General features: G+C 44.0%; 14 protein-coding genes. 10 read left to right on the top strand and 4 right to left on the bottom strand.

Going from position 1 to position 18,181, the window contains the following annotated elements:
• Positions 1-161: 161 nt before the first annotated feature.
• Positions 162-782: a hypothetical protein gene (locus FD724_RS01620; protein ID WP_179071349.1), complete on the bottom strand. Its 621-nt coding sequence runs from the start codon at positions 780-782 to the stop codon at positions 162-164.
• A gap of 376 nt (positions 783-1,158) precedes the next feature.
• On the opposite strand from FD724_RS01620, the gene FD724_RS01625 reads away from it, so the two are divergent.
• Entirely contained in the window at positions 1,159-2,277 is a 1,119-nt protein-coding gene (locus FD724_RS01625) for a ferrochelatase (protein ID WP_114080880.1), read from the top strand.
• A 44-nt stretch (positions 2,278-2,321) separates the two neighbouring features.
• Here FD724_RS01625 and FD724_RS01630 read toward each other — a convergent pair whose 3' ends face one another.
• On the bottom strand, positions 2,322-2,867 hold the full coding sequence (locus FD724_RS01630; protein ID WP_179071350.1) for an NADPH-dependent FMN reductase: 546 nt from the start codon (positions 2,865-2,867) through the stop codon (positions 2,322-2,324).
• A 330-nt stretch (positions 2,868-3,197) separates the two neighbouring features.
• Between FD724_RS01630 and ftsH the strand changes: the two genes are divergently transcribed.
• The 5 genes from ftsH to FD724_RS01655 all read left to right on the top strand — a co-directional run bounded on the left by ftsH (position 3,198) and on the right by FD724_RS01655 (position 10,978).
• Positions 3,198-5,150: an ATP-dependent zinc metalloprotease FtsH gene (ftsH, locus tag FD724_RS01635; RefSeq protein ID WP_179071351.1), complete on the top strand. Its 1,953-nt coding sequence runs from the start codon at positions 3,198-3,200 to the stop codon at positions 5,148-5,150.
• 285 nt (positions 5,151-5,435) lie between these two features.
• Positions 5,436-6,350, top strand: a complete 915-nt coding sequence (locus FD724_RS01640) for a DUF928 domain-containing protein (RefSeq protein WP_199346234.1) — start codon at positions 5,436-5,438, stop codon at positions 6,348-6,350.
• Positions 6,351-7,105: 755 nt separating this feature from the next.
• Positions 7,106-8,470: an LLM class flavin-dependent oxidoreductase gene (locus FD724_RS01645; RefSeq protein ID WP_179071352.1), complete on the top strand. Its 1,365-nt coding sequence runs from the start codon at positions 7,106-7,108 to the stop codon at positions 8,468-8,470.
• 204 nt (positions 8,471-8,674) lie between these two features.
• Positions 8,675-10,213: an amidohydrolase family protein gene (locus tag FD724_RS01650; protein WP_179071353.1), complete on the top strand. Its 1,539-nt coding sequence runs from the start codon at positions 8,675-8,677 to the stop codon at positions 10,211-10,213.
• Between the two features lie 99 nt (positions 10,214-10,312).
• Entirely contained in the window at positions 10,313-10,978 is a 666-nt protein-coding gene (locus FD724_RS01655; RefSeq protein WP_179071354.1) for a dienelactone hydrolase family protein, read from the top strand.
• Between the two features lie 39 nt (positions 10,979-11,017).
• On the opposite strand, the gene FD724_RS01660 is transcribed toward FD724_RS01655, so the two are convergent.
• Positions 11,018-11,806 carry a sulfite exporter TauE/SafE family protein gene (locus FD724_RS01660; RefSeq protein WP_179071355.1) on the bottom strand — a complete coding sequence of 263 codons (789 nt, stop codon included), beginning with the start codon at positions 11,804-11,806 and terminating at the stop codon, positions 11,018-11,020.
• 42 nt (positions 11,807-11,848) lie between these two features.
• Between FD724_RS01660 and FD724_RS01665 the strand changes: the two genes are divergently transcribed.
• The 4 genes from FD724_RS01665 to FD724_RS01680 all read left to right on the top strand — a co-directional run bounded on the left by FD724_RS01665 (position 11,849) and on the right by FD724_RS01680 (position 16,818).
• Positions 11,849-12,847 (top strand): aldo/keto reductase, encoded by a 999-nt coding sequence (locus FD724_RS01665; protein ID WP_179071356.1) that lies wholly within the window; start codon positions 11,849-11,851, stop codon positions 12,845-12,847.
• Positions 12,848-12,936: 89 nt separating this feature from the next.
• Positions 12,937-14,028, top strand: coding sequence for an aliphatic sulfonate ABC transporter substrate-binding protein (locus FD724_RS01670; RefSeq protein WP_256874420.1), 1,092 nt, complete (start codon positions 12,937-12,939; stop codon positions 14,026-14,028).
• A 355-nt stretch (positions 14,029-14,383) separates the two neighbouring features.
• A complete protein-coding gene (locus FD724_RS01675) occupies positions 14,384-16,264 on the top strand; it encodes an ABC transporter ATP-binding protein (protein WP_179071357.1) in 1,881 nt (626 codons plus the stop codon).
• Positions 16,265-16,308: 44 nt separating this feature from the next.
• Complete coding sequence (locus FD724_RS01680; RefSeq protein ID WP_218651492.1) at positions 16,309-16,818, top strand: GAF domain-containing protein; 510 nt, start codon at positions 16,309-16,311, stop codon at positions 16,816-16,818.
• 46 nt (positions 16,819-16,864) lie between these two features.
• Here the strand turns inward: FD724_RS01680 and FD724_RS01685 are convergent, their stop codons facing one another.
• Positions 16,865-17,911, bottom strand: a complete 1,047-nt coding sequence (locus FD724_RS01685; RefSeq protein ID WP_179071358.1) for a sulfonate ABC transporter substrate-binding protein — start codon at positions 17,909-17,911, stop codon at positions 16,865-16,867.
• Between the last annotated feature and the right edge of the window lie 270 nt (positions 17,912-18,181).

An 18,181-nucleotide genomic window follows, 5' to 3' on the forward strand; every position in this document is an offset into this window, starting at 1 on the left:
GGGTAGATGGGACATGGGGAATGGGACATTGGGCATTGGGTATGGGCTATGGGGTATGGGCTATGGGGTATAGTTTTTCTTGACTGTCCCCTGTACGCTATCACCTGTAACCTTTTCCCTTCCCCACTCCTAACTCCTAACTCATAATTCTATTGTCCGGACTAATTTGCTTCATAGCGCTTTAACAGCATAAGCAAAAACTCAGCTGCTGTCAGATAACCTTTGGGTGGAGAAATTTCAATGGATGAATCTACCCACCAGCCTTGTACAGCTTGGGAGGTAGATTCAGAGGGGATTTCCGTTAGACATCGCCACATAGACAAATGATCAACTGCTGGTTGTGCATAAAAGTTATTTTGCCCACAACCTAGCAAACAGGAACTCCAATGCGTGAAATAATCATGACTCATCCGATGAATCGGAAAATTACCCTGTAGTGGTACTCCCCATCCATCTATAGCAATAAAAGCTTTGACACTACCACCCAAGAGTTGCCACAAATGCGCTGCCCCTATTGCCCCCACTACGCCAGCACTAAAGCTAATGAATATAATTGGTGATTCTAGAGAGTTGCTTAGGCGATCGCGCAAAAACTGCAAAATGTGCAATGCTGATAAAACCGAAATATCTTTACCTGGATAAATCAGTATATTTGTGGGGTTGTGTGCGTTAGCGTAGCTCACCGCAGGTATCGCGCCATTAGAAACTAAATCTAACAATCCTACTCTAAAGCTTTCAGTTAACTCTGGTTCATGAATTCCAGGGCAAATAATTATACTCATTTGTCTATTCTGATTCGGCATTGGAAGATAATTCTACGGTTGGGTTAGGGTTTTTTGATGAAAATTCTAAATCACAAAGACGCGATAAATCGCCGTCTCTACAATAATCAATCCTTCGTTTTGACGGCGATTTATCACGTCTCTTGGCTTAACCGAACTGTATAATTTTTCATGCCACTTGCCCTGAGCGCCCCGCAGGGAAGGGATGCCCAATGCCCCACGTAAGTTTTGTATGTCTTTTGATGTATTATCTTGATTTACCCACCTATCCTATCCCCCTGGATGGGATAATAAGTTACAAGTAAGGAAGGGACATGTGTAAGCTATTCCCTTATTTTATATTTCTCTGCACTCTGGTTATATTGAGGAACTAATTGTGGTTGCCACGCCGGAAAAAGTACAACACACCCACGAGCATCTATCAGGTAAAGACCGTGTAGCCGTACTGCTTATGGGCTACGGCGAAGTCGAAAGCTACGAAGATTTCGCCAACTATAACGAACAGGCTTTAAATCTACTGACAGCAAAGTTCGCACCAGTACCGACCTGGATTTATCCCCCTCTGGCAAAGCTTTTGGCGCTATTTGACCGCCATGAGTGGGGACACACACACCACGATTTTATCTCCCCACACAATGCCATTTTTGAACAGCAGCGAGCTGGGATTGAGAAGAATTTACAAGAAAAATGGGGAGATAAAGTTCAAGTTTTCAAGGCTTTTAACTTCTGCGCCCCTTTCCTACCCAATCAAGTCTTGGCAGAAATCAAAAACCAAGGCTTCGAGAAGCTGCTAATTTACCCATTGCTAGTTGTTGATTCTATCTTTACCAGTGGGATTGCGATCGAGCAAGTTAATAATGCTCTCGTTGAGTTGGCTGATGGTGAGGAACACTGGGTTAAAGCACAGCGCTACATTCCTTCTTTCTTCAACGAACCAGCTTACATCGATTTGATGGCTCATCTGGTTGAAGAGAAGATTGCTGAGTTAGCAGGAGCTTATCTCCCTTCTCAAATCGGGATTGTATTAATGAATCACGGCTGTCCCCATAAAGCTAAAGGCTTTACTTCTGGGATTGCTGAAAGTGAAGCAATGTATGATTTAGTTCGGGATAAGTTGATTAATCGCTATCCGTTAATCTCGGTGGGTTGGCTCAATCATGACACGCCCTTAATTGATTGGACACAGCCAAACGCCGAACAAGCTGCAAACAACCTGATTCAGTTGGGTGCAAAAGTGGTAATTTTTATGCCAATTGGCTTTGCCACAGAAAACCACGAAACTCTATTGGATGTACACCATATCATCCATGCTTTAGAGAAACAGAATCCTGGCACGAACTACGTGCAAATGGCTTGTGTTAATGACCATCCAGAATTCTTAGCAATGGTGGCCCAATGGGCTGATGATCATATTGCAGAGTTGTTGTCAGAGCAAGCTTTGGCAGTTAATCCCCAACTCGCTGGAGATCACCATCATCACCACCATCATCATTAAGTTTTGAGTTTATCAGGGTGGGTCTAGCTTTGCCCACCCTACAACTAATTCACGCCCCGTAGCTTGCGAGTGTTATCAACTAAACTCTGAGCAAATTCATCAAATCTTTGAGAAAGCTTCTCATCTACGAGCTTGCCTTCAGGACTGAATGCACCCCAAGCTTGTCCGATCGCAATTTGTTCTGGAATTACCCAACCATGCACCCATCTGACAATTAGCCGTAGGTCATTTAATGCGTTACTATTTGACTGACCGCCCAATACGCTGATTAGTCCTGTCACTTTATCGGACAGTTGCTCAAAGCTCATCAAATCTAGAGCATTTTTCAGGACACCACTAACCCCACCATGATACTCAGGTGTCGCTAAAATTAATCCATCTGACTGACTGACAGTATCCTGTAACCGCTTCACATCTGGGTACTCTAGATACTCTTTTGCGCCAGTGCAAAATGGTAACTGCAACTGTCTTAAATCAAGAATTTCTACCTCTGCACCAAGGGCTTCTACCCTTTGCACTGCTACTTGTAAAGCAAGCTGCGTATAGGAGTTTGGCCTTAAACTACCAGCAATACCAACAATTCTCACCATAATTAACCTACAAACTATTAACTAGCTACTATCACCAGATTTCTTAAAAAGCGGAATCGTTATGACTATGCTTATCTTAGCGATTTGTGTCCGAATGTGTCAAATTAATATCTGCTGGAAAATTTGAGGATGAAAAAGTTAGGAGTTAGGAGCCAGAATAATTATCTAGGTTGCTCAAATTTATGTAATAACCGGAGAAACATGGGAATGCTTTTGTGTGGAAGTTAGACTAGATAAGAAAAGTGTAATTTCCAGTTATTACAATTTTTGGTAGAAGAATAGGCATAAAACCATAGCTCAACTTGTGCCAGCAGACAAAGGGTAATTATTATGACAAATTTGGGAAAAAAAGCATTGGTAAAAAGGCAGTCATCAAAGCGCGTTGCTTGGGTTGGTGCATTGGCAAAGCCCGCACTTCGGCTGCGCTCAGTGACCGCCGCAGGCATCGCAGCTAGCTTGATTATGTTACCAGGAATTTTCGGGAGTACCCCCGTCTTGGCACAAAAACCAGAGAGTACCTCTACTACCTCTACTACCTCTCTAAACTATGGTGATTTGCTTAAGAAAGCGAAGGCGGGAGAAGTCCAAAAAGTAGAGCTTGACGAAACCGAACAGCTAGCCAGAGTTTATCTCAAAGGGCAAAAGGAAAATACGCCACCGCAACAGGTAAGACTTTTAGCGCAAAACACAGAGTTAATTAACATACTCAAAGATAAAAATGTTGAGTTTGGCGAGGTTTCCTCTGCTAACAGTCGAGCCGCTGTTGGGCTGTTGATTAATCTTATGTGGATTTTGCCACTGGTAGCTTTAATGCTATTGTTCCTCCGACGCTCTACAAATGCTTCTAGCCAAGCGATGAATTTCGGCAAATCCAAAGCTCGTTTCCAAATGGAAGCCAAAACCGGAGTGAAATTTGAAGATGTCGCTGGGGTTGAAGAAGCCAAAGAAGACCTTGAAGAAGTTGTTACTTTCCTAAAACAGCCAGAAAGATTTACGGCTGTAGGCGCACGGATTCCCAAAGGAGTGCTGTTAATTGGCCCTCCTGGTACTGGTAAAACTTTACTAGCAAAAGCGATCGCAGGTGAAGCAGGTGTACCATTCTTCAGTATTTCCGGTTCAGAATTCGTGGAAATGTTCGTTGGTGTGGGTGCATCTCGCGTCCGCGACCTCTTCAAGAAAGCGAAAGAAAATGCCCCATGTCTAATATTTATCGATGAAATTGACGCAGTAGGTAGACAACGGGGTGCTGGTATCGGTGGCGGTAACGATGAGCGCGAACAAACCCTCAATCAACTGCTCACCGAAATGGATGGTTTTGAAGGTAATACAGGTATTATTATTATTGCTGCCACTAACCGCCCAGATGTCTTAGATGCAGCGCTGCTTAGACCAGGACGCTTTGACAGACAAGTGATGGTGGATGCGCCGGATCTCAAAGGTCGACTGGAAATTTTGAAAGTCCACGCGCGGAATAAGAAAATTGACCCTAGCGTATCATTAGAAGCGATCGCTCGTCGCACTCCTGGATTTACTGGCGCAGACTTAGCAAACCTACTCAACGAAGCGGCAATTCTGACTGCTAGGAGACGCAAAGAAGCTGTCACCATTTTAGAAATTGATGCTGCTGTGGATAGAGTGGTTGCAGGTATGGAAGGTACTGCATTAGTAGACAGCAAGAGCAAACGCTTGATTGCCTATCATGAAGTTGGACACGCTTTAGTAGGCACATTGCTCAAAGACCATGACCCTGTGCAGAAAGTTACATTAATTCCACGGGGACAAGCACTCGGATTAACTTGGTTTACTCCTAACGAAGAACAGGGCTTAGTTTCCCGTTCCCAACTCAAATCGCGGATTACTGCAACTTTGGGTGGTCGCGCCGCCGAGGAAATCGTTTTTGGTAAGCCAGAAGTTACCACAGGTGCAAGCAATGACTTGCAACAGGTGACAGGGATGGCGCGGCAGATGGTGACACGCTTCGGGATGTCAGAATTAGGCCCATTGTCCTTGGAAAATCAGAGTGGAGAGGTATTTTTAGGACGCGACTGGATGAACAAATCAGACTATTCTGAAGAAATTGCCGCCAAGATTGATTCACAGGTGCGTGAAATTGTCAACAACTCTTATATAAAGGCAAAAGAACTGTTGGAAGAAAACCGCATAGTTTTGGAGCGTTTAGTAGATTTGTTAATAGAAGAAGAAACAATTGAAGGCGATTCATTCCGCCAAATCGTTGTTGATAATGCCCAAGTAGCTGATGCACAATTAGCTGTACCTCATTAGACATCTGGGCAATAATTCCTCTTTCCTCTGTGTTCTCTGCGCCTCTGTGGTTCGATAAATTACTTTTAAACTCCTCAAGGCACAGAGAGAGCAGAGAGGAAAACAGAAATTTTAGGAGTTACCTTGAAAGAGCTAGTCCTAAAATAAGTAAGCAATCTCTGTGTAAAAAGTCAGAAGGCTACTTCAGCATTTCCACAAACTGGTACATAAAGTCTTACCACTGTCAAGCTTAGGGTATTGTATTATATAGCCCCAATCAACGTACTACAAGTGGAAATAGACATTATGAAACATAGATTTTGGGCAAGCTATTTGCTTGCGGCTTTAGCATTTCTTCCCTTAGAACCTGTGATTACTACACAGGTTTTGGCAACAGAGTCAGTTTTGCAACTAGCACAAGCCAAATCTGCTTACACGCAATATATGCAACTCGGCTATAACGAAACCAAACGTAGAAACTACCGAAAAGCTTTGGGATATTTTCAGCAAGCAGAACGGCTACGTCCTGGAGATAGATACGCTACTTCTGCAATTAGAAATGTTACAAGTTACATCCAACGCGGTAGAAATCGTATTGCCTTCGTCCCAGGTAGACCTGGTAGGGTAAGGTCAGCAGGAACACGAGGAAGTTGCTTTCAAACTGGACAAAATATCATTCCCCTGACACCGACAGATAAAGAAGCTCAACGAACCACAGCAGAGCGTCCCACATTATTTTTCTATGTTCCTCAAACCTCTACAACAGTACAAGCACTAGAATTTGTTTTGCGGGATGATGATAGCTCCGACCCATTGTATAAAGGAACTTTCAAACCTGTTGGGCAGAATGGTATTGTTAGTGTAAATGTACCTGCTAATCAGCCATCTCTACAAATCGGTAAAGAGTATAGTTGGACTTTTTCAATGATTTGTGATACCAACAACCGCGATAAAGACTCTTATGTAGAAGGTACAATAGTGCGATCGCAAGATGAAAATCTATCTCTTCAATTAAACCAACCAAACACAGACTTGGATCGTGCAGTTCTATTTGCAACTGCTGGATTTTGGGAAGATTCTCTCAGAACTTTAGCTAATTTACGCCGCCAGCGTCCTAATGATCCCGAAGTTCAGAAATATTGGGAAGATTTGTTAAATTCAGTAGAGATTAAAGAAGTTGTAAACAAGCCTTTATTGCCCTGTTGTACTGTTCAAAAATAAATTAAAAATTACTTAAAAACCCGGTTTTGATGGAGAAGCCGGGTTTTACCATTCATAGTAATTATGTTTTGAGACGCGATAAATCGCCGTCTCTACAAGTATTTTGGTCTTATATGAGAAGTATTAACGTTGCGTATTACGCGATTTTGTGTTACAAAAACGACGCTTATTTTTAAGTGTGCTGCGATCGCGTACCCACTCGCCAGAGGCGATCGCAAACAAGACAGTTAATCTGAGATATTGAACAATTAGTTTGTAATACTTAATATTAGAGAATCTAATAATTAGTATTACATGATATTGTGTTCATCAGTACATATTTTTTTGTATGCATCGTGTAGACTCTATTTGCGGAGTAAGATTGCTACATAAATTTATGGTAATTCGAGCGCCAAGCAGCAGCAACCCTAGTTTTGCTGTGGTATTAACCTGACTTACAGTTTGGTTATTTCATTCCATGTAGAGCAACTGAAGTCTACATTTTAGTTGTTTTGAAAGTATTCCATTATTACATTCAGTGTGGAGTTAGCAGTAAATGCTAGCCCAAAACTTTGTATGGAAAGAATTTTATCAATCTGCCATCTGAGTATTTTTTGGGTGGATGTCAGCCGTTGTGTCTACTCATCAGACACTTGCCACGTAGTTATTAAGGATTTTACAAACAGTTAGGAATTAGCGATCGCACACTGACGTTAGACGAAAAGCCATTAGCTATACGCAAATCAGCAATCACACTAGAGAAAACAAAAAAGCTTATGAATACAACACGCAAGTTTCGTTTAGGTGCATTCGTTCAAGCCACAGGTCATCATATATCCTCTTGGCGACACCCCGATGCACAAGCAGATGCTGGATTGAATTTCGAGCATTACAAGGAAATTACCCAGACTGCTGAATGCGGCTTGTTTGATGCAGTTTTCTTGGCAGATAGCCCAGGAGTCTGGGGTGGCTCTCCAGAAACTCAGTATCGCAATGGTAAAATTGCCCATTTTGAGCCGGTCACTCTTTTCTCGGCTTTGTCCTCCGTTACCAAAAATATCGGCTTCATTTCCACCGCCTCGACTACTTATGAAGAACCCTACACCTTGGCCCGAAAGTTTGCCTCGTTGGACTACTTGAGTAACGGCCGCGCGGGGTGGAATGTAGTCACTACAGGCAATGAGAACGCCGCTCGTAATTTCGGGCTTGAGCATCACCCGGAACATAGCCAGCGTTATGAACGCGCCGAAGAGTTTGTGGAAGTGGTAAAAGGACTGTGGGATAGCTGGGAAGATGATGCTTTTATCCGCGACAAAGAATCTGGTGTTTATTTCGATCCAGACAAGTTGCATACACTCAACCATAAGGGCAAATATTTTTCTGTAAAAGGCCCTTTAAACGTCGGTCGTCCGCCTCAAGGCTACCCCGTGATTGTTCAGGCCGGAGCCTCGGAATCTGGACGGGACTTGGCCGCCCGTACTGCTGAAGTGATTTTCACCGCTAATCAAACTCTAGCTGATGCCCAAGAATTTTATGCTGATGTGAAAGGGAGATTAGCACAATATGGGCGATCGCCAGACGATCTAAAAATTATGCCCGGTGCTTTCCCAATCATTGGCCGTACCGAAGCAGAAGCTCAAGAGAAGTACGAATTTCTGCAATCTTTGATTCATCCTGATGTCGCCTGGGGAATTTTAAAGAACTATTACAAAGGTGTCGATCTGTCGAAATATTCTCTAGATGATGTGGCTCCCGAACTACCCAGCGACACCAACACTAACAAGAGTCGTCTCAAACTAGTCAGAGATTTGGCGACTCGTGGCACTCTCACACTGCGTCAGTTGTATCTTTCTCTTGCCACCGCACGCGGACATCGCACTATCCTTGGTACTCCCGAAACCATTGCCGATCAGTTAGAAGAATGGTTCAACAATGGTGCAGCAGACGGCTTTAATATCATGCCGCCAATCCTTCCCACAGGATTAGATGAATTCGTTAACTTAGTCGTTCCCATCTTGCAAAAACGCGGATTGTTCCGTACCGAATACGAGGGTAGTACCTTGCGTGAAAACTTGGGATTGCGTCGTCCGGTCAATCGTTTTGCTGCAAAACAAGTGGATAAGAGCCTTGTGTTGGCGTAAATGAATTGTTTGCAGATGTTTAAGCCATACCTTTTAGATCGCACCTTCTGTAGATCGCCGCCCTACAGAATCGGAAATCGAACCGCAGAGGACGCAGAGGACACGGAGAAATAAGAGTTTCAGAGAGTTCTTGCGTAAGTTTTAACACACTAACCAGCATCCAACGCTGCTAGGAAAACCTTGTAATTTTTTAAAGGAAAAAACATGACTGAATATAGCCGATTAAAGACCTCACGCTCCGCCGCAATCAGAGCAACCCTTGATTATCCGGTAATCGATACCGATGTTCATACCAATGATTTCACACCGGCGTTTGAGGATTACATCGCTAAGTACGGCGGTGTGAAACTCGTAGATGAGTTACGTAAGACAGAAGCTTCTCGTCTTAACTCCAAGAGCAACGGTAAAGACTGGTATCAACAAACCCCTGAAGAACGTCAATATAACCGGACAATCCGATCGCCTTGGTGGGCGAGAGTTACCAAAAATACGCTGGATCTAGCTACTTACACCCTCCCCGAATTGCTCTATGAGCGTCAGGCGGAGCAAGGGTCAGACTATTCGGTGCTATTTCCAAATAATGTCCTAGCACCTGCTGGAGCCAGTGCAGAGAATCGTCAGGCACTGCAACGCGCGGTAAATCACTATCATGCTGATATTTACCGGAAATATAGCGATCGCCTGACACCGGTTGCTGGTATTCCCTTAACTACTCCCCAGGAAGGTATTGAGGAGCTAGAGTTTGCAGTAAAAACACTCGGTTTAAAAGTGATTAATATCACTGGCGGGGTGAAACGGCCGATTAAAGCGATCGCTGATAAATATCCAGCCGATAAATTCCCTGAAATCGCCAAGTATGCCTCTTATATCGATTTCTATGGGCTAGATAGTGAGTACGACTACGATCCCTTCTGGGCAAAGGTCGTGGAACTTGGCGTACCTGTCACCACCCATTACGGCAGTCAGGGTTGGACTGGACGCTCCTCCATCAGTAACTACATGAACAACCATATCGGTCACTTCGCCGATGGTTCGGAAGCATTTGCAAAGGCGTTGTTCTTCGGTGGCGTTACCAAGCGTTTTCCACAGTTGCGAGTAGCGATGCTCGAAGGTGGTGCAGATTGGGGTGCGCGTGTCTACATTCATTTGGTAGATCGTTTCTCCAAGCGCAATATCAAGGCACTGGAAAATTACAATCCAGCATTGACAAATGCCGATGAGCTATTTGAAATATTTGAACGCTATGGTGCAGAAGTTACTCAAGGGCATTCCCTCGATAAGGATGAATTGACTAAGACTGTACTGGGAGCTTCATTTAGCCGTCATAGCCGTGCGCCAATTGGTAGCGAATTGGATGATTTTGCAGCCGCAGGCATTGAAACAATTGAAGACATCCGCGATCGCTGGGTGAATAGTTTCTTCTTTGGTTCCGAATCTGATGATCGCACCATCGCTACGGCATTCAACGACAAAGCCAATCCCCTGGGAGTCAAAATCAACGCCATCTATTCCTCCGATGTTGGTCACTGGGATGTACCAGACCTGACTTCCCCGTTGGCTGAAAGCTGGGATTTAGTTCAAGAAGGCGTTATTTCCGAAGCCGACTTTAAGTCCTATGTATTCGCTAATCCCTACAAGTTTTACACCCAAGCTAACCCCGAATTTTTCAAGGGTACTGCGATCGAATCCAAAGTAGGTAACACCGAATTTAAACAAGTGGACAAGAGTTTGGTGGTGGCGTAAAAGCCGAGATGAGGGCGTGGGGGTAGATGAGGAGAAATAATCAATGCCCCATGCCCAATGCCCAATACCCCATGCCCAAATAAATTAGGAGTCACAACCATGTCTGTTGAACAACGCTCTCACAATAGTTCCTTACCTTATCTTTTCTCGCCTGTTTCTGATAATGCCAAGCAACCTGCACCCTTAGTACTGTTTCTGCATGGAGGACGCGATCGCGGTAATGATCTGAATGTGCTGCTGAAATGGGGTCTACCTCGTTTTGTAGATTTATCCGACTCATTACCTTATGTCTTCGCTGCACCCCAGATTCCGGCTGAACAAACTTGGGCAGATCGAGCAGATGACGTGCTGGCTTTGCTTGATGAACTGATCGCTTCCCAGCCCGTTGATCCAGCGCGGGTGATATTAGCCGGGTTCAGCTTAGGCTCGGCCGGAATCTGGCATATCGCGGCTTTGCATCCCGATCGCTTCGCAGGTCTAATACCTGTATCTGGACGTGTACCTAAAAGATTAGCAGAAAGCGAACTAGCCGTACTCAAAGACATTCCCGTTCAGATATTCCAAGGTGGACAAGACAAAAATTTGCCAATTGAGGACACGGAGCATTTTGTTGAGCGCTTACGCAAAGTCGGGGGGAAAGTTGATTTGACAGTGCTACCGGAAGGCGATCATTTTATAGCAGATGAAGTTTACAGAGACTCGAAATTGCAACAATGGTTAGTTTCACAGAGTCGTCGTCAGGCTTCTGTAGTGGCATCGAGCTAATTCAGTAATAACTGATGCCTTTGCTGGTTAATATTCCCATTATGCAGATCGCTTATGCGTTGCTAACTTCAAAGCCGATAACAATAGAATCACACCCAAGATTACATACAACCAAGAACTTGCTACATACCTCAAAAGGTTGCTGCCAACGAATGCTCCTAGTATTGAACCAGATGCCATTGAAACAATGAATCTTTGATCTGATTTCACTTCTTTGAGTCGTTGTTGACTTCTATATTTGAATAGACCCATGATGATTGTGGGAATGCTGATTGCAAGACTCAAACTTCCTGCTAATTTGATATCAATTGCAAACACCAGAATGATCGTAGGGATAATCAATTCACCACCTGCGACACCAAGCATACTGCTAAATATCCCAATCACAATTCCCGCTACAAAACCTATACCGATTCTCAGTAAGTCTGGAAGTTGCCAACTCTGAAAACTGAAAATGAGATTATGACCGATCAGTACGAAGCTCAGGAAAAATAGAAAAACGACAACAATCCGATTTAATGTTTGTTCGTTGATCTGGGTTGCATAGTGAACGCCAACATAAGAGCCAATTAGAGAGCCTGCCAGAATGTTGATGATTACTGTCAGGTTTGCAAAAACATTCTCAACACCAATAACGCCACTCCGAAAAATGAATGAAAAGGTAACAGTGACGAGGCTAACTATGAGATTGATAATAATTGACTGTAGAGTTCGATAGTTAAAAATGCTAACTAAAACTGGTAAGCGAAACTCTGCACCACCCAAACCAATTAGCCCACCAAGAATCCCAACCAAAGCACCCCAAGCAAACGCCCAAATATTCCGCATTTAAATCTCTACACCTACAACAGTCGCATTAGGGACAATTCTATGACCTTAGCAACTATCAATCTCGGTAAAACTGGATTAACTGTTTCCCGCCTTTGTCTTGGCACCATGACTTTTGGATTGCAGACTGACGAAGAAACTTCTAGAGATATCCTCGACACGGCAGCCGATGGCGGAATCAACTTTTTGGATACAGCCGATGTTTATCCACTTGGCGGCGGGCTTACCACTGCTGGCCGTACCGAAGAAATCGTTGGGCGCTGGCTCAAAGGCAAACGCGAACATTTTATCTTAGCTACCAAGTGCGTCGGCCGGGTTGGCCCTGCACCTTGGGATCAGGGTGCTTCGCGCAAACATATTCTAGATGCGATCGATGCTTCCCTACGACGTTTGGGAACCGACTATATCGACCTGTACCAATTGCACTCCGATGATGCTTCTACTCCCCTTGATGAAACCCTGGAAGCGCTAGACGCAGTAGTTCGCGCTGGCAAAGTGCGCTACATCGGCGTTTCCAACTTCTTAGCCTACCGACTAGCCCGTGCTTTGGGTCGTGCTGAAACGCGCAATTTAACCAAGTTCGTCTCAATTCAGCCCCGCTACAACCTGTTGTTCCGCGAAATTGAGCGAGAACTATTGCCCCTAGCCAAAGAAGAAGGACTGGGTATAATTTCTTACAATCCGTTAGCGGGTGGTCTGCTTACTGGCAAACACAATTTTACTCAAGGCCCCACATCAGGTACGCGTTTTACGTTAGGTGCTGCCGCAGAACGTTATCAAGAACGCTACTGGCACGATCGCGAATTTAATACTGTCGAAGAATTACGCACAGTCGCCGATCTCGCCGGATTGTCCCTCACCACCTTAGCAGTAGCTTGGGTTTTATCTAATCCCATTATCACAGCCCCCATCATCGGCGCTAGCCGTCCACAACAACTTGCTGACAACCTCAAAGCAGTAGAACTAAAACTCGACGACAGTTTGAAACAAAAGTTAGACGATCTAACTGCCGAATACCGCAGGGGAGATTCTCTTCGTTAGAAATTAGAGAAACAAGTACGCAACAAATAACTAATGACCAATGACCAATGACCAATGACCAATGACAAATGACCAATGACAAATGACAAATGACAAATCAGAAATATCTCATGGATAAAATAGCTAGGATTAAACGCCGTCGTTTTCTCCATTTTGCTACTTCAGGGCTATGTGGCTTTTCTATGGCATATCTATTAGGGAGTTGTAGCGATCAAAGCGAACAGTCTTCTTTGCTAAACAGTACTAATGCCAGTGAAAGTTCCCTTGGAATAAAAACGAAAGTTCTCCGCATGGGATATCAAAGTGCGGGGGATCTCTTCAGAAATCGGAAAGTTTTAGAGAAACGCTTGGAGCCGTTGAGGATTAAGGTGGAATGGGCACAATTTGTCCAAGGGCCCCAACTTATGGAAGGGATGGCTGCAAAAAAGGTTGATGTGGGATCTGTGGGAGAAACACCACCAATTTTTGCACAAGTGGCTGGGTCAGAACTTGTTTATGTAGTAGGTAAACAAAGAAACCAAAGGACAGGGACAAGTAGTGTTATTGCCGTTCCACCGGAATCTCCCCTTCAGAAGTTTGAGGATATTAAGGGCCAAGAAGTTTACTTTCAAAAAGGCTCGGCATCGCATTACTTTATTATCAGAGCGTTGCAATCTATCGGCTTGACTCTCAAAGATATTAAAATCAGAAGTCTTCCCACAATCGAGGCACGGGCTGCTTTCCTCGAAGGTAAAATTCCAGTTTGGATGACAGGATATCCCCACTATGCGATCGCTCAAAAGATGGGTCGAATTCGAGTCCTCAAAGATTCTGTTGGACTAGATTCTCCTGGTGCTTACTATATCGCTGACAGAAAGTTTGCCGAAGAAAACCTTGGTTTGCTAAAAATTATCATTGAGGAGCTTAATAAGCTCGACAAGTGGGCAGAGGCAAATCGAGGTGAAGTTGCCAAGTTGATGATCTCTGAACCAAAGCTCGATCCAGATGTGGTGGAAATAGCAATGTCTCGTCGTACTTTTGTCGGACGTAGAGGACTTAGCCCGGCGCTGATAAAGGAACAACAACGTGTGGCAGATTTATTTTTTGATGAGGGTGTAATCCCAAAGAAAATAAATATTCAAGATGCGTTACTCCCGCCTGATATCTATACTGCAATCACCCCACCAGAAATTATGATCTAGTGATGTATTGCAGGGAGCAAGCTTGAAAGTCTTTTGGTGTTTTTTCTCATTTATTTATGTCTTAACTTATCTGTTAACTACTATTAATTCCTGCTAAAAGACACACATCAAACTTGTGATTTGCATAATCTTGGATGAGCAAAACATCCATCCCTAAAAAAAAATCCTTCTAACTAATGTGCAAATTTAATGTCCAAAAGTTTATTAATTAAACGAGTAAATAAGTCAGCTACAACCAAACAGCAAAAGTTTTTAAACAGTGCTGCCAGAAGTCCCTAATACCACCGGACGGCTTATATAGTCGTCCATTTTTATCTTGCAGAACAGCCAAAATGATGCTAGTGGATCGACCTTCATGACGAAAAAGACCAGACAATTCAAATCCTTTCAACGTGCTGCTGATGCACCAAACCTACCATCAACTCCATTCAGGTTCATTTTGTATTTCGTTAACCAGTTTCGCTGGTGGTATGTGTTAATGGTGAGCCTGGAGATGGTACACGCAACCTGTGGCGTTATGTTGCCTTATGCCATTGGTGAGATCATCCGAGGTGTGACGAAATCAACGGGCGACAGCCAGCCCATTTTTGATGCCATGAGGCAACCCCTGATGCTGTTCATCGCCTTGAGTGTGGGTGAAGTAATATTCGGGCGTTCGGCTGGACTCTTGCAAACTATCCTCCATCCAATCCACCGACAACATATTGTGCGATCGCTATATGCCTACTTGCAACACCATTCGCATCGCTACATGAGCAGCAGTTTTTCCGGGGCATTGGCACATCGGATTAGCGAAACTTCTCTGGGTGTTACTCAGACGATGCAAATGTTAATTACTGAATTTATGGCAGTAATTGTTGTGTATATCGTCGCCACAATGTTACTGTATCGCGCTTATCCTCCCCTGGCTGCACTCGTGGGCGTGTGGGCAGTTCTTTTCATCAGTATTTCGTTCTGGCTGGCAACTCGCTGCCGAATTTACTCTCGGAAAGCCGCAGCCGCAAGAAGTGAGACAACTGGCATCATCGTAGATACAGTAACAAATCTCACCAGTAGCCGATTGTTTGCTCGTTTAGGTTTTGAACGACGCTATTTGAATGAGCAATTAAGCCGCGAACTCAAACAGGTGAGAAAGTCCAATTGGTACTCGGAGCGAATTCGCTGGTTTCAGTTCATCTCGGCAGCCATTCTGAAAATCAGCACTCTGTATTACTCGCTCTTTCTCTGGAGTCAAGGAAAGATCGCTACTGCTGATTTCGTCGTCGCAACTAGCCTGTCGCTATTGATCATCATTGAAGCCCGGAATTTGAGCCGCCGCTTTCTGGAATTTTTTGAACATATCGGCAATGTTGCCAATGGTGTGTTTACCATCGTTCAACCCCACGAGTTGGTGGATCGCGATCGCGCGATCGCACACCCAATTACCCAAGGTAAGATTGAATTTCGCCGGGTGAATTTCAATTACTCGGATGAAAAGAAAGTTTTCAACAACCTTTCTGTCACCATCCAAGCCGGACAGCGTGTCGGACTGGTAGGGTTCTCTGGTTCTGGAAAATCCAGCTTTGTCAATCTAATTCTGCGTTTGTTCGACCCCCAATCTGGACAGATTATTATTGATGGGGTCGATATTCGAGACATGACTCAGGATGCCCTACACGCTCAAATCAGCTTGATTCCCCAAGATCCATCTCTGTTCCATCGCACTTTGCTAGAAAATATTCGTTATGGACGCTTAGATGCAACCGATGAGGAAGTGTTCGAGGCGGCGCGAAAGGCTAATGCTCACGATTTCATTATCCAAAGTCAGGATGGTTATAATTCTCTGGTGGGCGAACGCGGTGTCAAGTTATCTGGAGGGCAGAGACAACGCATTGCGATCGCTCGCGTAATCCTCAAAGATGCGCCGATCCTGATTTTAGATGAAGCCACCTCTAGCCTCGATTCAATCACCGAAAAAGCGATCCAAGATACCCTCGACTTAGCAATGAATGGGAAAACGGTCATCGTGGTAGCTCATCGACTATCTACCATCGTCCATCTAGATCGGATTTTGGTGTTCGATAAAGGTCGCATTATTGAAGATGGTTCCCACGCTCAACTACTGGCACTTGGCGGTGCTTATCACAGGTTATGGAAAATGCAAGCAGGTGGATTTATCCCGGAAAATCTCGACGAAGAACGCATACATGAGGTTCGCAGTGGCACAGATAACGTTCAAAAGGGAATGATCGCTTGACATTTGCTGCTACTTGAGATTTAATTTCAGATTTAATTCAGGAATTGTGCGGGAAAGAGTCTTTGACACTCCTAAAACTTATGACTTCAGATATCAAACCCATTTTTGATACCCTGGCTGACGAGGAATCTGCCATCAACTGGAATCGTTTGCTGGTCGAAATCCTGACCGCTTTCGACTGCTCTACAGGTACTATCCATACCCTAGATCGGGAAAGGCAGTTACTGCACCTAAAGGCTTACCAAAGCATTCCAGAATTTCTGTTGCCTAAAATGACGGTAATTCCTATCGGCAAAGGAATGGCTGGTGTCGCCGCCGAACGTAAGCAATCCGTACAGATTTGCAACCTGCAAATTGACGAACAGGGGGTGGTGGCCAGACCCTCGGCAAAAGAAACTAAGGTAAAAGGCTCCATCACAGTGCCATTTATGCTAGATGGCCGATTGTATGGAACCTTGGGCATTGCCAAGTCGATTGCTTATGAATTCACTCCGAAAGAGGAAGAGATATTAATGGAGATTGGAGAGGCCATTAGCCGGAAAATCGTTAGTTAACAGGATTAGCAACTTTGCTAAACTGATTTACCAGACTTTCTTGGCACTACTTCTGACTAATGGTTTCTGGTGTGATGGCTGCATATTGTTCGCTACTCAGCATCGCTTCCTTGATATTGATTGGTTTAGGAATCACTTTTTCTGTGGCAAACAAATCTGCAATTTTCTGTTGATTTTCCATGATTTTTGGCGTAATGGGTCTTAAGCCATAAGCTCGCCTTTCAATCATTGTTGCTAAAATATCTTCATCAATTTTGAGATGAGGAATAGTCAGCTTTACAACTTCTGCTCGGTTCTTTTCACCCCATTGACCTGTGTTATCTATCTCTTCAAGAACTAATCGTACTAATTTTGGGTTTTCTGTGGCAAATTTTCGCGCAGCCATGTAATATCCGCCCTGAGTAGAGATGCCGCTAGCATCTCTCAAAACACGAGCATTTGCCTTTTTTTGTGCTACAGCTAAATAAGGGTCCCAAGTTACCCAGGCATCTATTTTGCCTTGAATAAAAGCATCACGGGCTTCTGAAGGAGGGAGGCTAATGGCTTGAATATCACTATATTTCAAACCAGCCTCTTCTAAAGCTTTTATTAATAAGTAATGGGAAGCAGAACCTTTTTGGAAAACTACTTTCTTACCTTTGAGATCAGCTAAAGTGCGAATTGACGAATTATTTTGGACGATAATTCCACTTCCTTTACCTGTGCTGGGTTTATTACTAGCAACATATACTAAAGATGTACCAGCAGCTTGGGCAAATATCGGTGGAGTTTCGCCTACAGAACCAATATCAACCCTACCTACATTCATTGCTTCCATCAGTTGCGGCCCGGCGGCAAATTGTGCCCATTCGACGGAGACACCTAAAGGCTGTAAACGCTTTTCTATCAATCCTTTAAGTCTGACCAGATCCCCAGAGCTTTGATATCCCATACGGACAGTTTTAGTTTTAAAGCCAGTGGTTTCATTCCCTGCATTTGGGGTTGTAACTGAACAACTAATTAAGGTAGTTGAGATTGTTAATAATCCAGGTAATAGGAATAGTGAAAAACGCTGAAAAATATTAACTCGTGGCTGTTTGAAGGCGGTAATCATGGACGTGATACTTTGTTTTTATTTGGCTAATAGTTACCGATGCTCAGTAGAGGTGCATCTGTATATTGGTGTCAACTTAAATGCCAACCCTTTTAAAACTTCATTTCCAGCCAGAGGCTAGAAATGTTCCTCATTGGTTAAGCATTCTAAAACGAGACTGAACACCTGTGACATCTGTTCGCCTCTACTGCGTATTGCTCTTAATGTAAGTTCAATGAAACTCTTCTAGACTTGAACTAAAGTTCAAGTTTCTCTTTGCATCTGGGAGGG

This window comes from Nostoc sp. C057 (assembly GCF_013393925.1).
In the GTDB taxonomy this organism is placed as follows: domain Bacteria; phylum Cyanobacteriota; class Cyanobacteriia; order Cyanobacteriales; family Nostocaceae; genus Nostoc; species Nostoc muscorum_A.